General features: G+C 39.6%; 9 protein-coding genes. All 9 read right to left on the bottom strand.

Going from position 1 to position 15,982, the window contains the following annotated elements; all coding sequences use genetic code 11:
* Window positions 1-87: 87 nt before the first annotated feature.
* Window positions 88-984 carry an EamA family transporter gene (locus AABJ51_RS12980; RefSeq protein WP_338376001.1) on the bottom strand — a complete coding sequence of 299 codons (897 nt, stop codon included), beginning with the start codon at window positions 982-984 and terminating at the stop codon, window positions 88-90.
* 141 nt (window positions 985-1,125) lie between these two features.
* Window positions 1,126-1,440, bottom strand: a complete 315-nt coding sequence (gene trxA / locus AABJ51_RS12975; RefSeq protein WP_026625910.1) for a thioredoxin — start codon at window positions 1,438-1,440, stop codon at window positions 1,126-1,128.
* A 161-nt stretch (window positions 1,441-1,601) separates the two neighbouring features.
* Window positions 1,602-5,339, bottom strand: a complete 3,738-nt coding sequence (gene dnaE / locus AABJ51_RS12970) for a DNA polymerase III subunit alpha (RefSeq protein ID WP_338372851.1) — start codon at window positions 5,337-5,339, stop codon at window positions 1,602-1,604.
* A gap of 120 nt (window positions 5,340-5,459) precedes the next feature.
* Window positions 5,460-6,395, bottom strand: coding sequence for a riboflavin biosynthesis protein RibF (ribF, locus tag AABJ51_RS12965; protein WP_026625912.1), 936 nt, complete (start codon window positions 6,393-6,395; stop codon window positions 5,460-5,462).
* Between the two features lie 10 nt (window positions 6,396-6,405).
* A complete protein-coding gene (locus AABJ51_RS12960; RefSeq protein WP_338372850.1) occupies window positions 6,406-7,023 on the bottom strand; it encodes an HAD family hydrolase in 618 nt (205 codons plus the stop codon).
* Window positions 7,024-7,381: 358 nt separating this feature from the next.
* Window positions 7,382-9,052 (bottom strand): gamma-glutamyltransferase, encoded by a 1,671-nt coding sequence (gene ggt / locus AABJ51_RS12955; RefSeq protein ID WP_338372849.1) that lies wholly within the window; start codon window positions 9,050-9,052, stop codon window positions 7,382-7,384.
* Window positions 9,053-9,152: 100 nt separating this feature from the next.
* Window positions 9,153-11,933: a TonB-dependent receptor gene (locus tag AABJ51_RS12950; RefSeq protein ID WP_321577287.1), complete on the bottom strand. Its 2,781-nt coding sequence runs from the start codon at window positions 11,931-11,933 to the stop codon at window positions 9,153-9,155.
* Window positions 11,934-12,243: 310 nt separating this feature from the next.
* Window positions 12,244-13,368 (bottom strand): NUDIX hydrolase, encoded by a 1,125-nt coding sequence (locus tag AABJ51_RS12945; protein ID WP_026625918.1) that lies wholly within the window; start codon window positions 13,366-13,368, stop codon window positions 12,244-12,246.
* 406 nt (window positions 13,369-13,774) lie between these two features.
* Window positions 13,775-15,928: a S9 family peptidase gene (locus AABJ51_RS12940; protein WP_338372848.1), complete on the bottom strand. Its 2,154-nt coding sequence runs from the start codon at window positions 15,926-15,928 to the stop codon at window positions 13,775-13,777.
* Window positions 15,929-15,982 lie beyond the last annotated feature (54 nt).

The raw sequence follows: 15,982 nt of genomic DNA, 5'->3' as shown, positions 1-15,982 counted from the left end.
GATGTATTTTTTACTAAGGTCTCAGACCTTAAAAGTAGAAGTTTCCTTTTTACAAAGATAATTATTTGCTCATACTTAGCAGGTATTCTATTCACTTACTTTTGCTTGCTTTCTTCTATTACCAAAGAGGATAACCAATATTACCGATAAGATAATAAGCAATAATCCAAAGAAGCTGGATATTGCAAAATATTCATGGAAATAGACAACGCCTATAAAAACAGCCACTAAAGGCTCCATTGATCCTAATATGGATGTTATTGTAGAGCCTGCATATTTAATAGCCAGAATTAAAGTAAGATCAGATAAAACAGTAGGTAGGAACGCCAATAATACTAGATGCCCCCATGCCGAAGATCCGGATATGGGTTCTATGCCGGTAGTTGCCATTGCAAATACCATAAAGATAAGAGCTCCCGAAAGTAGTATATAGAAAGTGAGTGCTTCTGCATTCATCAGTGATACAGATGATTTATTAATACCCACAATATAAAAAGCGTATGTCAGAATAGTGATCGAAGCTATTGCGACTCCTATCGGATTGATGGCTTCTCCCTCGTTTGTCCAGCACATCATAGCTACGCCCAGCAAAGATAGTATTGCTGCCAGCATGAGTATTATCGATTTTTTTTCTTTAAAGAACAGAACCATAATCAGACTTACCGAAATCGGGTAAATGAAGTGTATCGTAGTAGCCACCCCGCTTGGTATGTATTTGTAGGCATAAATAAGGCAAAGTGCAGTAGCTGCGTACAATATTCCTAATCCAAAAATGGTAGATGTTTGGCGGAGGGAAATTTTCAGGCTCTCTTTTTTCAATAAACAAATCACTCCCATCATTACTGCTGATAGCAAAAAACGGTAAAATAGGATAGTTGGCAAACCGATGCATTCATCATTCATAAGGGGTAGTGAAAACATCGGGATCAAACCAAAAGTTCCCGATGAGATTAAGGCGAAAATAATTCCCTTAGCATTATTCAAGTTCTTTAAAGACATTACTTTTTTATGTTTTATTTATCGGAGGACAAAGGTACGACCTTTATGTTATAGATAAAAAAACGCCCGCCTTAAAAGGTGGACGTTCTTTTGTTTTATCTATATTTTTATCGTTTTAATAGACGATTATAATAAGTTATTGATTTTTTCTACCAATACCGATTTTTGAGCGGCTCCTACTTGTTTGTCTACTATTTCGCCATTCTTGATGAATAAGATAGTAGGTATATTGCGGATACCGTATTTAGATGTGATATCGTCATTGTTATCAACATCCACTTTGCCTATAACAGCTTTATCTGCATATTCTCCGGCTAGTTCTTCTACGATTGGGCCTACCATACGGCAAGGTCCACACCATTCTGCCCAAAAGTCGATAACTACTAATTTGTCTGATTTTAATACATCTTCGTAAGTTGCATCTGTAATTTCTAGTGCCATACTGTTCAATATTTTTTAGTTATTTTTTCGTTTTTACAAAGATAACCAAAGTATCTTTATTAATATAATAGATAGTATTTATACCCTATTTAAGACGTTAGATATCACTCGTTTTTGGATTTACTTATTTCTGAAAAAAGATCCTGTTCTTTTCCATGTGATCAGTTAACCCGAAACACGATGTTATCATTTTGCTCTAAGTAATCTATTAACTCCTTTCTTATATTTATCTTAATACTACGTGCGAAAAGTTCTACTTTCATGTTTTTTTCACCATCCACTACTTCAAAATATAACAGAGAATTTCCAGGATTGTTCTTTGTCAGTATTGAAAGTTCTTGTACCATGGTTGCATTCATTTCGTGAATGGGTAAGGTGATCGTAATTTTTTCGATGACACTGTCTTTTACATCAGGAAGCAGTTGGATCGAATTTATCTTCAATTCAAGCTGATTTTCGTTGAATCGGCGACCTTGTACTCTCCCTTTTACAAAAACGTAAAGACCGGGTCGTCCGTATTTTCCGAAATTGATATAATCGTCACCGAATAAAGGTATTTCCCCGCTTCCTGTAAAGTCTTCTATCTTTATGATCATGTATGGCTTGCCCGTTTTGGTGATACCTTCTCTTACACCGGCAACCAAACCACCAAAGGTTACTTCCCTGTTTCTGAGAGCCTCTTTATCTTCTATCTCTGCCATGCCGACATTGCATCCGTATTTCAGAGCGATGGCAAACTCATCAAGAGGGTGGGCGGATAAGTAGATACCGATCAGTTCCCTTTCTTTATTTAGGCGTTCGAGATCCGACCATTTTTCGGCTTTAGGAATTTCGGGATGTGCTATTTCTATTGCAGATTCACCTCCGAAGAGCGAATTCACAGCCTGTGACTTGTCTATCTGGTACTTATTTCCGTATCTGATTATCTGATCTATAAAAGTTTCGCTTTTGCCGTTTACTGCAAAGAATTGCTCTCTTCCCATTTCAGGAAAATTGTCGAATGCTCCTGCCAGTGCGAGAGATTCTATATTCTTCTTGTTGCAGGACGATAAGTTTACTCTTTCTACAAAATCGAATATATTTTTGAATGGCCCATTCTTTTCTCTTTCTTCGATGATATTATTAACGGCTCCTTCTCCAACACCCTTGATCGCAGCCAGTCCGAAGCGGATATCTCCGTGTTTGTTTACAGAGAATTTCAGATAAGATTCGTTTACATCCGGTCCAAGAACGTTCATCTCCATGGCTTTACACTCATCCATGAATTTCGTGATTTCCGTGATGTTCGATAGATTTCGAGACAGTACGGCTGCCATATATTCTGATGGATAATTGGCTTTCAGCCATGCGGTCTGGTAGGCTACCCACGAATAACATGTAGCGTGAGACTTATTGAAGGCATATGACGCAAACTTTTCCCAGTCTGCCCATATCTTGTTCAGCGTTTTCTCCTTATGTCCGTTTTTCTTACCTCCGGCAAGGAATTTTTCTTTCAGGGCATTCATCTTATCGATAAGCTTCTTACCCATTGCCTTACGCAACTCATCGGACTGACCTCTGGTAAAGTCTGCCAGCAAACGGGACAAAAGCATCACCTGTTCCTGATATACCGTAATTCCGTATGTGTCGTTGAGGTAACGTTCCATAACGGGAATATCGTAGCTGATCTCTTCCCGTCCATGTTTACGGGCAATAAATGAAGGGATGTAGTCCATTGGACCCGGGCGATAAAGGGCATTCATCGCTATCAGGTCTTCGAATTTCGAAGGCTGTAGTTCTTTCAGGTATTTTTGCATACCTGCGGACTCAAACTGGAATGTTCCGGTGGTACGTCCCTGACTGTACAAATCGTAAGTTTTAGGATCTTCGAGAGATATTTTCGCCATATCCACATCTTCACCCGTTGTGTGCTTGATATTTTCTACGGCCTCTTTGATTATCGATAAAGTCTTCAGTCCGAGGAAGTCCATTTTTATCAATCCCGTTTCCTCTATTACCGAACCTTCATATTGAGTGACAAGCATTGTCTCTCCCGTCTCTTTATCTTCGGCTGTACTTACAGGTACGATATCTGATATTGCCTGCTGACCTATGATAACACCACAGGCATGTACACCTGTATTCCGGACATTACCTTCCAGCATTTGGGCATACTTAAGCGTATCACGGGTAGTCATATCATAACTCTGAGCAGCTTCTTTCAACTCAGGGACATATTCTATGGCATCCTTTAGCGTAACCTTTTTCTTGTCGGGGATTTTATCGGGTACAAGTTTTGCCAGACGGTTCGATTCCGCTAAGGGAAGTTTTTGTACACGTGCAACGTCCTTTATGGCTGACTTTGTAGCCATAGTACCGTATGTGATAATATGCGCAACCCGTTCCTGTCCATATTTGTCGGTAACCCATCTTAAAACCTCTCCCCTCCCGTCATCATCGAAGTCAATATCGATATCAGGCATAGAGATACGGTCGGGGTTCAGGAAACGTTCGAATAGCAAGTCATACTTAATCGGGTCGATATCAGTAATTCCCAAGCAAAAGGCTACAGCCGATCCTGCTGCCGATCCACGACCGGGACCAACAGCTACACCCATTTTGCGGGCTGCTCCAATGAAATCCTGTACAATGAGGAAGTAGCCGGGAAATCCCATTGTTTTCATGACATTCAACTCGAAATCGAGCCGTTCTTTCGTGTCGGCATCCATATTCGGATAGCGTGACTCTGCACCAATCATTGTAAGGTGAGCCAGATAATCAGCCTCGAGTTTAATACGGATTACTTTATTATAACCACCTAACCGATGGTATTCTTTTTCTCCGAATTCGGTGATCAGATCTTGTTCTGTGTATTTGGATTTGTACTCTTCTTCTGTTCCGAAAGATGGGTCAATGTCAAAGAATGGCATCAAAGCATCGGAGTCTATCGAGTAATATTCGACTTTGTCTGCTATTTCAAGTGTATTCGAGAGAGCTTGTGGTATGTCTCCGAACAGCTCGTTCATTTCGGCTGTAGTCTTTATCCATTCCTGTTTGGTATATCGCATCCGCTTTGGATCGTCAAAATCCTTACCTGTACTCAGGCAGATCAATCGGTCGTGGGCGTCGGCATCTTCTTCGTTCACGAAATGGGTATCGTTGGTTGCTATAACTTTCACTCCCAGTTTCTCGCTGATTCTCAGAAGTTCTTTATTCACTCTCTCCTGTAAAGGGTAAGCCTCCAGATTCGAGTCTGGGCGTGAGGTTTTGTGCCGTTGAAGTTCCAGATAATAGTCTTCACCAAATAGATTCTTAAACCAGAGAACAGCTTCTTCGGCAGCTTCAATGTCTCCTTGCGTAATCTTCTTTGGTACTTCTCCTCCCAAACATGCAGAGGATACAATTAATCCTTCGTGATGTTCTTCCAGCATTTTCTTATCAATACGCGGACGCATATAGAACCCGTCGACCCAGCTTTTCGATACCATTTTGATGAGGTTCTTATAGCCTGTCAGGTTTTTGGCAAGCACTACTAAGTGCCAGCCGCTCATGTCTTGTTTTCCGTCTTTCAGTTTATGTCCTCTTCGTGCTACATAGCATTCGCACCCGAGGATAGGTTTAAACAGATGGGATTCTTCTTCTTTTAGCTTTGTGGATAGTTCTTCTACCAGTTTTTCATTTCCTTTCGACCTGGCGTCTTCCAATTCTCCTTTGATGGTCTTTATAGCTGCGAAAACAGGAGCATTCTTCTTTTTTGTATAATTATAAAACTCCTTGATCCCGAACATAGATCCGTGATCGGTAAGGGCAATGGCTTTCATTCCGTCAGCTTTGGCCTTGTCGACAATGCGGGAGATGCTTGCTTGTCCATCCAGCAACGAATATTGCGAGTGGACATGTAAATGTATGTATGGTTGCATGACTATTTGTGATCTGATGTTGGAATAAAGGTACTCTTTTTTGCAAAAGGAATACCTTTATTCATCATTGATATTTTTGATAAGTCCTCAGACCTTTTTTATTGCTGTGTTGTCGGGATTCTATGAATTATTTCTCCGATCCAATATCTTTTTGACGTTAACTTTATCTTGATAGATATGTTTCTTAAGTGTTTCCATATCCTTGAATTTCTCATCGGGGCGAACAAACTCCAAAAACTCGACGGATAGGTATTTACCGTACAGATCGTCATTGAAATTGAATATATTCACTTCTAGGCTGATATTATCCCCATTGTGCAGAGTAGGGCGTTTACCTATATACAGCATCCCTCCATATAGGCATTCACCAATATGTACATTCACTGCATAAACCCCAAAAGCCGGAACTACTTTGAAGTCTTCCCATATTTTGATATTGGCAGTCGGAAATCCAATTGTGCGGCCAACTTTAAAACCTTCTACAATCTGCCCTGATATGGTGTAATTATATCCAAGTAACTGGTTCGCTTTCTCAATATCGCCTTCTCCAAGCAAGCGTCTTATACGGGATGAACTTACATGCAGGCTTTGGCTTAATTCTTCGGCCTGTATAACGTCCATACCAACTTCTGCTCCGTATAGTTTGTATTCGTCAAAGCCATCTTCACGATTATGACCAAAGCGATGGTCGTAACCGATAAGCAGGGTATCTACATCAAGCTGGTTTTTCAATACCTGCTGAATAAAGTCTTTGGCTGACATCTGAGACATCTCTTTGGTGAAATCGAGTACTTCGCAATAATCGACACCGGTACATTCTATTCGCTTCACCTTTTCTTCAAAACCGCACAGCAAAGCCGGCTGGTATTCGGTGTTAAGTACACGTCGGGGGTGAACAGGAAAAGTGATGATAGCCGAAGGGAGTCCTCTCTTTGCGGCCTCAGTCTTTAACTGATCTATCAGAAACTTATGCCCTGAGTGTACTCCATCGAAAAAACCGATGGTAGCAACTAATGGCTTGTGTTCTGCTTTATTTTCTGAATTCAGAATTTGCATTGGTTACTCTTTATTCGAATACTTTTCTCAGGTCTTCGGTCTGATCTACAAGATAGGTTTTGAATCCGAACTTTTCGGCTGCATCAAGATTTGATTGTCCATCGTCCAGAAACAAAGTTTCAGAAGGATTGATACCTGCAGCTATGACCGCATCAAACGACTCTTTCGAAGGTTTGGTGTGACCTATTTTATAAGACATAAAAGCAATGTCGAAAAAATCAGATAAAGTCTCTCCTGTCGCACAGAATGATGCCGAATGAGCCCAATCCATAATAATTGGATTGGTATTGCTTAGCAGGTACACTTTGTAATCTTTGCGCAACTCCTTCAATAGATCGAGTTTATATTGAGGTATTCCATCAAGAAAGGCCAGCCAGCCAGAGTCTATATCTTCTTCTGAGATGTCTTTCCCTGCCAGTTTGCGTAATTCAATATAGAATTCTTCTTTTGAGATTTTACCTTCTTCTATTTCAAGAAAGATTCCTTTCTGGCGGAATTCTCCTAGATACTCTTCTATGTTATCAACACCTATTTCCTTGAAACGGTTTACGGCATTGTCTTTATTTATATTGACAATAACTCCTCCGAAGTCGAAAAGCAGATTTTTTATACCGGTCAGATTTCCCATATTTAAATAAAAGAATGTATTTATGATATATTTTAACTCGTAACGAACTCTGGTTTTTCTACTTGCCAAAGCATCGGTTTGGTCTGAGACCTCTTCGTTTGAATGATACTACAAAGTTAAGAAAAAAACGGTTATCAATAAACAATTACCTGTTAACAGGGAAAAGGTTAGAACTCTATTATGAAAAGGTTACAAAAGTAACATCCTTTCTGTATCTTTTCATCGGTTATCTTTTCTCTTGTTATCCTGTTCTTTTATTGTTTCATGAGGGTATTGGCATATTCTCTTTATATAGATAAAATGTCGGGCAAGCAGAAGAACTCCAGTTTGCCCGACTATATGTATCTGAAAATGATTCCTAATATCTGGCAACAGCATCATCCCCTCTGGAATCAGCTCCTCCTTCGAGTGTACCATCAGCTTTAATGATGATAGCTTCGACTCTTCCGTATGGTTTGCGGGGTACTATTTTATAGCCTTTCGACTCAAGACGCAACCTTACTTCATCGGTAATGGCTCCGTCTTCGGCTTGTACTTCATCAGGTAGCCATTGATGATGAAAGCGGGGTACAGAGACCGATTTCTGTGCATCGAATCCATATTCTATGTTGTTTATTATAGCCTGAAAAACAGATGTGATAATCGTTGATCCTCCGGGTGTACCTATAACCATATACAGTTTACCTTCTTTTTCGAGGATTGTAGGAGTCATAGAACTTAGCATCCGTTTATTGGGTGCAATGGAGTTTGCTTCGCCACCCACTAATCCATATAGATTCGGTACACCGGGCTTAACCGAAAAATCATCCATCTCGTTGTTCAATAAAAATCCTGCGCCATCTACTACCACCTTCGAGCCGTATGAGCCGTTTAAGGTCGTAGTAACTGATACAGCATTACGGTCTTTATCTACAATACAATAATGTGTGGTCTGATCGCTTTCGTAAGGTGTAAATCCTATCGGTTTGATCTCCGAACTGGGTGTTGCCTGCGCAAAGTTTATATCTGCCATGCGTCTGACAATATAGTTTGCTTCAAGCAGTTCTTTCTGCGGAACCTTTATAAAGTCGGGGTCTCCCAGATATTCGGCTCTGTCGGCATATGCCCTGCGTTCGGCTTCTACAATCAGCTGTACTGTCGAATCCTGCTGAAAACCCCATTGCGAGACCGGATATTTCTCAATAATTTTCAGCAGAGTAATAAGTGCAATACCTCCGCTCGAAGGAGGCGGCATAGATATAACTTTGTAGTTTTTATAATCGGCTGATATGGGGGTACGCCAGATTGCCTTGTAATTTTTAAGATCATCTGATGAGATGATTCCATTGTTCCTTTTCATTTCGGCAATTATCATATCGGCAACTTCTCCCTGATAGAATCCTTTACTGCCCTTTTTTGCAATAAGCTTTAGGGTTTTGGCTAAATCGGGCTGCTTCAAGATGTCACCCTTAGACCATTCCGTATCTTTAACGAAAGCACATCCATTGGAATTATAACGGATAAAGTAATCTTTATTTTTGTTTAATTCATCGACTTGCATATCGGTTAACCCGAATCCGTTTTCAGCAAGTTTAATTGCCGGAGCCAGTATCTTATCCCACGATAGCTTTCCGTACTTGCGATGAGCTTCTTCCATTCCTGCTACTGTTCCGGGAACTCCGGCAGCCAATCCTCCGTATAGGCTTTTATCTGTTATGGCATTCCCGTTTTCGTCGAGATACATGTCTCTGTGTGCTTTTTTTGGAGCAGTTTCCCTGTAATCCAAAGCTATCGTTTTGCCTTCGGTAGAACGATATACCATAAATCCTCCGCCACCTATGTTTCCTGCATTGGGATAAACAACAGCCAACGCAAATTGTACGGCAACGGCTGCATCTATAGCATTACCCCCTTCTTTGAGTATTTCTATTCCGGCTTCGGAAGCTAAAGGATGAGCAGATACTACCATCCCGTTTGGTGAAAGGGTAGGCGACTGAGCCGATAGGGTTAGTGATAGAATAAAAGAGGAAATGAGTAGATTTATTTTCATCTCGATTTTGAATTTCTGTGTATGTTGCAAATATAAAAAATACCGGATTGCTGTAATACAATCCGGCAATTTTTATTTACTGGTAATTAATAGATGTCTATTATATAGTCAATCCGACTCTGGCAAAAACATAACGTCCGTTGAATCCGAATTGCTGTCCTGTACGTGAGTAGATAAAATATCCTGCTCCTCTGTTTCCTGCATTGTTTTTATCAGGATAGATGTCGAATACATTATTCGAGCCAAGGCTTAGTTTTAGATTTTTATTGAGGTCATAACCAACGACAAGGTCTGTTATGATTCTTGGATCGTATGTTTGTGCATCTGCTTCTACATTGGTAGCTGCATCGGTAGACCCGAAATATACATTGCGTACCAAGAACGACCATTTGTCGAGACTGTAATTAATACCCAGGTTCACTTTTACTCTTGGGGTAGCAGATTCTATGTAAATGCGGCTTGCCCTGTCGAGATACGAGCTTTCTTTTCCGGCGAGAATAGTCGATGAGTGTACGTCTCCTACAATATTGGTTTTCGAAAATGTTCCTGCCAGATCGACTCTCAAATTTCCTTTTCCTATTTGATCCTGATAAGTCAGTACTGCGTCTATACCTTTGGTTTCGGTATCTATTGCATTGGCAAAGAAACGAGCCGATGATGCTCCCACCTGATTCAATAGCTGATATATTTCTTTATCTTGTTCGGATGCATTTGCCGAATTATCTCCTTTGAATTGTCCTGTGTAAATAATGCGGTCATCTATGCGGATAAAGTATCCGTCGACAGTTGCTTTGAATTTTCCGAAGTTAGCAGTGAAGCCTCCGCTTACACTGAATGATTTTTCTTCTTTCAGTTTTGGAATACCTAATAATTTAGCTGCACGACTGTCGTTGGTGAAAGTTCCGGATTGGACGATTACGCCATCTGTCCAGACACTTGATGTAGCACTGAAATATCGTTGATGCAGCGAAGGAGCTCTGAATCCTGTATTGGCGGCAGCACGAAACGAAAGGATATCGTTGACCTTGTAACGAGTAGATACTTTCCAGTTGAGAGTGGAACCAAAATCAGAATAGTTCTCGAAACGAAGGGCTCCCGCAACTAACCATTGAGGAGTAAAGTTTACCTCTACATCTCCGTAAGCGGCTACTGATGACCTGCGTGAATTGGTTGCATTCTCGGGTCTGAATCCGGGGAAAGCCTGAGCTCCTCCCGCATAAGCTGAACCGTTTTCAGCGAAAAGGGTTTGAACCGAACCGTTGATATCAGATACATAGATCGGATTTCCGTTTACATCCGTTCCTACTTTATTTGCTTTGCCATAGTCGCGATATGATGATTCTTCTCCTTCACGGATGATGTAGTTTTCGTATCGGTGTTCTACTCCGAATGCCAGGTTGACTCCGGACAGGGCGTCAGCAAAATTGCGGTCTATATCCAGATTGGTTGTATTTTGGGTAAAGCCGTATCCGCCGGCATCAAAACTTGTCGGAGAACTTTTTCCTAAAGAAGCATTCAAACTGTTTTCTGTATTGAAATCAATTGTATTATTCCCGTAAGTATTTGATAAATCGACATGCCATCCTGATACTACGCCCCTGATTCCGGCTGATAAAGATTTATCGTAATTGTTGGTTGCGATAAGTGGCAAAAATCCATCGGGATATATTTCGGAAATATTCTGAGTGATTTGAGCCGGCTGGCGGCGGAATGCTGCCGATTCACCTTCTCTGTAATTTAGTCCCCCGAATGCATAAATCTCAGTTTCGTTTTTAAGAGGTAATACACCATTGAAAAAGGCTGCACCTCCTCTGGTTTTCGATTGTCCGATACGGGAAACATAGTCTGCACGAGTTTCTCCTCTACGGGCTAATTCTTCGTCTGTTATGTCTTTTCCTGTAGGGTTCGGGTATAGGTCGGGGCGGTTGTAATCGCTGAAGATAGTTCCTGTAAATTCTTTCTGTCGGTTAGTTGGCTTACGATCGCTGTAAACTCCCGAGAAATTAAGGAATCCACCTTTGTCTCCTAATTTAATCCCGTAATTGAGATCAACATCCACTCTTTCTCCATCGAAATCATCTTCTGAGTTTTTAGACCAATATCCTCCTGCCGATGTACTGAATTTTAGCTTATCAGTGGAATCTTCCAGAATGATATTTATTACTCCGGCAATAGCATCAGATCCGTATTGAGCTGCTGCTCCGTCACGTAATACTTCGATGCGTTTGATGGCGGATGTGGGAATTGCGTTAAGGTCTGTTCCTACCGATCCTTTACCTACTGTTCCGTTGATATTGATAAGCGAGGTCGTATGACGGCGTTTACCGTTGATAAGTACTAATACCTGATCAGGACCTAGTCCTCTCAACGTAGCCGGGTCTATGTGGTCTGTACCATCGCTGATAACCTGTGTGTTGGAGTTAAAAGAAGGGACTACATAGTTTAAGATCTGGGTAAGTGAGACCTGTGGAACGTCTTTCAGAGTCTGCGCGTCTATAACATCCACTGGAACGGGTGTTTCGAGGCGAGACCTTCCTCCTCCGCGTGAACCAAGAACTACTACCTCTCCTAATTCTTTTTGTGACAGTTGGAAATCCTGTTTTCCGTCCTGATTTTCTTCTAATATGATTTTTGCCCATTTCTGGTCATATCCCAAATAACTGGCAGCAAGGGTATATGAACCCGGAGCAGTCTTTATTTCGTATGTTCCGTCGTCGTTGGTTACGGTATTTATATTAGTACCTTCTATTCTGACAATAGCCCCTGCGAGCGGAGTATTCTGATCGTAGATTTTTCCTTTGATAGTTGTTAACTTCTGAGCAAATACGGTAGTTGATCCTAATGCTAAAAGTGTTAATACTGAATATATTATTCTTTTCATTTTTCGGTTTTTTTATTGATGTTGAGTTTCTGATAATGATACTTTATTCTAAAATATGATCAACAACATCGCATGAAAACCGCTTGGATTCTAATTTTGAAAAGTCCTGATAAAAGTCCGAATCCCAATAATCTAAGGATCTGTTCTTTTTGATAATTGTGTAACCCCATATTTTTCTTTATTTTTTACAAAAGCAAAGGTATGGGATGTTAATATTCTTGAAAATACCATAGATGCGGTATTTTGGATGGTAAAATAAAAGCCTGCTTTCCAGATGAAAACAGGCTTTTTACTTAGATTTATTTATCTTTTATTTTATAATCTCGTTTTTAACAAGTTCTGCCTGAATTACTACATTTTTCAGGTACTCGTATTCTAATTGGAAGCATTCGGAGAAAACTTTTTCATCCGAGAAGCTTTCTTCAATCTGCTTCGCTGTCCAGAATTTACCATTAAGCAGACTTATGCTTTTTAATTGTTCTTCTGTTTCAATACGTGCGATAAAAAGAAATATCAATCGTTTGGTTTCTTCATTTTCATATACATACTTGATAAGAAAATTAAACGGCAGTTCCTGCATGTTTAATGCCCGTGAGATACTGTTTCGTACTGCAATATTTATTTCGTGGTTGAATAACATGTATTTCTCGAATGGATGATCGTATGATCCGGGATCAAGAGTGTCTGTTTCTGACCGTTTTTGCAAGTAAACATCTCCTTTGTGTATAAGTGCAACCCGAACAACCGGATGCATGAATCTATTTTTCATTTTAGAAGAAACAGAGCGTGCGATTCTTCCTGTAACTTCTCCTGATTCGTTAACTATAGGCAGCCATTCTTCTTTTCTCAATTGTTTGATGATCCTGCGGGTTTTAACTTCTTCGTAGATGACAATAAATAGAAATATTATAACAGGGACAATACCGTATATAATTAAATTAACTTCCCACAGGTATTTTACCGGTTGCTTGAATGAATAGATCAGCAGTACAAATATGTAAGGTGTCAGAATATATTGCGATAACCGGGCGATATCGAATACTTCGCTCAGGAATGTTTTCTGTACAATACTTTTTTTCTTTCCAAGATACATGCTTATGTATGTTTTGGATAGTCTGGCCACAGTAAGAAAAGTGGTCAGAATGACAAAATAAAATGCAAGGAAAAATACCGGTGGCAAATCCTGTGGTGCTGTAAGCAGCCTGATAATAAGTGTGAGTCCCAGAGCAAATGAATTGAACAGAAATATCAGTCCGCAAACACTCGCTTTTGTATATAATCTCAAACATACGTCTGCCAATATCGAAACAAAGATCGATATAGCTAATGAATAGAGTACATTATTTGTAGTCCAGAATAATACAATGAATAAGACTCCTATGATTAAGCCCAAAGACGGGTTAATCAAGTATTTTTTGACACCTTTTGTAATCATAATATAAATATCCCTAAGCCATGTATTGCATGTTAAAAGTGCATGCTTTTAAAGTGTTAGAGATCAATTTTTTCTTTCTATTATCTTCTTATTATCAAATTAATGTCTTAGACTTTTTTTGCTGGTTTTGGTAAACATAATAGTCTAAGCTTGTTATGAGTAAATAATATATCTTCGGATATTATTATTATGATATATAAAACAAACATTATTACCTTTTGTTTATTTTTTTTAGAAAGATTTTAGTGAGTGAAATTGTCCTAACAGCGTTCTTGACTGCAATGTAATAAATCATTTCTGAAAATACTTTGACTTTTGGCGGAAAAGGATAAAAAAAAGATGAAATAATGATATATTTCATCTTTTATCTTTTTGTAAACAGATCGGATTAGCGATTCTCTTTTTTTTATTTCTGATTGAGAAAATGAATGATTTTTGTATATAAATATGTTCTATTATCACTTCCCAATATCGAATGGTTTAGATCGGGGAATACAAACAGGTCAAATTGTTTGCCTGCCTTTATCAAAGATGATGTGTAGTCTACAGTATTTTGGAAATGTACGTTGTCATCCGCTGTACCATGTATCAATAGCAGTTTTCCTGATAGAGACGATGCCAGATTAATCGGGGAACCATTTGCGTAGCCGGCTTCATTTTGCTGAGGTGTACGCATATATCTCTCGGTATATACCGAATCGTAATATCTATAGTCAGTGACAGGTGCAATAGCAACTCCGGACCGGAATACACCTTGACTTCGGCTGAGGCTCATTAATACATTATAGCCGCCGTAGCTCCATCCCCAGATTGAGATATCCGAAGGATTGATGTAAGATAATGTGGCGAAGTATTTTGCAGCAGCAATCTGATCATCAGATTCTTTGATGCCTAAATTCATGTATGTGCATTTGCGGAATTCCTGACCTCGGGCTCCTGTTCCTCTGCCATCAACAGATGCTACAATATAGCCTTGATTAACAAGGTAATGTACCCAGTCGATATTGAAACGGTCTAATACTTCCTGTGAATCCGGTCCGCTGTACTGTACCATTAACAATGGATATTGTTGAGATGGGTTGAAATTGAGAGGTTTCATGATCCATGCATTCAGGTTGGATCCGTCTGCTCCCTGTACTGTGATGAATTCTTTCTTGGGTATTCCTGCAGACGCCACCTTGTTTTGTAAAGCTTTATTATCTTCCAATACCCGTAGTTCTTTGCCCGAAGCATCGTTCAAAGTGATTAAGTTTGGAGTATTGGTATTCGACCAGTTATTGATATAGTATTTTCCGTTCGAACTGAATATTGCTGTATTGTATCCTGCTTTAGCAGATAGTTTAGTTTTTGTTCCTTTTACCAAATCCACTTTGTAGATACCTCTTTGAAGTGGGCTGTCTTCCGCTGCCTCATAAAATACCGATTTGCTTACCGGATCGCATGCTAATATCCCGGTTACATCATAATTGCCCGAAGTAAGCTGTTTTTGCTGTACTCCTGCCATTGAGTAAAGATATATGTGGCTGTAACCGCTTTTTTCGCTTATATATGTAAATTGATCTCCGATGAAATGGATAGAGTTAAAGAAGTCGAAATTGATATATCTGTCGTTCTGTTCTCTCAGAATTAGTTTACTGATGAGGCTTCGGGGATCAGAAAAATACATGTTGAAGTCGTTCTGTTCTCTGTTTAATGTAAGTACAGCCAGTTGTGAATTCGGGGCAAAAACTATCTTAGGGATATATTCGAAAGAGGTATTCGCCGGAAACTTAATATCTCTTATTGTTTTGGACTCAATATCAAAAACGTTGCAGCTTACTTTAGAATTTGCTTCTCCTGCCTTCGGGTATTTAAACGATTGCAGGGTAGGGTAAAGCTGATGTTTGAAGTTTTGGAAAGAAAATTCGGGAACATTGGTTTCGTCAAATTTTACGAATGCAAGCAGTTTGTTATCCGGAGAGAAGTCCATCAGTTCTGTAACGGTGAATTCTTCTTCATAAGCCCAATCGGTTGCTCCATTGATAATTTTTCCGAATGCTCCGTCTTTAGTTATCTGAGATTCTGTTCCATAATCGAATTTTGCAAGCCATATGTTATTATCGGTAACATATGCAAGCATACGTCCGTCACGTGAAAAAACAGGAGATTGTTGTTTTGACTTATTCTCGGTCAGTTTTTTTATCAGATTGCGGCGTATATCGAAATAGTAATAATCGGCTTTAAATGAACGTCTGTATATCGGTTCGCTGCTTGTGTAAACTAATAGGCGGTTTTCATCGGGGCTCATCAGGTATCCTTCGAATTTAGATATATTGCAATCTCTCGCAGTTGATACGTCAAAGACTGTAGCAACGGGTTGGCCTGTTTTGTATGAATATTTGATTATTTGGGTTTGCTCTGTATTGGGCTGATAATAAAACTCTCCATCAGCGGATGATACTGTTGCCGGCACTCCCTTAGGACGATAAACTCCCGAGGTGATATCTTTCAGATTTAACGATTGAGCAAAAGATGAGACTGCAATCGTTACTGCAATAAGCAAAAAACAAGCTTTTTTCATACGTTTTATAATTTTCTATAATACAAATATACATTCTTTCGAAGTAGAATCTTA

Source organism: Indolivaga capnocytophagoides, assembly GCF_036511535.1.
Classification (GTDB): Bacteria; Bacteroidota; Bacteroidia; order Bacteroidales; family Dysgonomonadaceae; genus Dysgonomonas_A; species Dysgonomonas_A capnocytophagoides.
Note: the sequence above shows the minus strand (reverse complement) of the source record. Positions and strands in the feature narration are given on the sequence as shown.

Coding starts and splice junctions, on each gene's coding strand:
- trxA (WP_026625910.1), bottom strand. CDS start 1,440: ATGGCACTAGAAATTACAGATGCAACTTACGAAGATGTATTAAAATCA.
- dnaE (WP_338372851.1), bottom strand. CDS start 5,339: ATGCAACCATACATACATTTACATGTCCACTCGCAATATTCGTTGCTG.
- ribF (WP_026625912.1), bottom strand. CDS start 6,395: ATGCAAATTCTGAATTCAGAAAATAAAGCAGAACACAAGCCATTAGTT.
- AABJ51_RS12960 (WP_338372850.1), bottom strand. CDS start 7,023: ATGGGAAATCTGACCGGTATAAAAAATCTGCTTTTCGACTTCGGAGGA.
- ggt (WP_338372849.1), bottom strand. CDS start 9,052: ATGAAAATAAATCTACTCATTTCCTCTTTTATTCTATCACTAACCCTA.
- AABJ51_RS12950 (WP_321577287.1), bottom strand. CDS start 11,933: ATGAAAAGAATAATATATTCAGTATTAACACTTTTAGCATTAGGATCA.
- AABJ51_RS12945 (WP_026625918.1), bottom strand. CDS start 13,368: ATGATTACAAAAGGTGTCAAAAAATACTTGATTAACCCGTCTTTGGGC.
- AABJ51_RS12940 (WP_338372848.1), bottom strand. CDS start 15,928: ATGAAAAAAGCTTGTTTTTTGCTTATTGCAGTAACGATTGCAGTCTCA.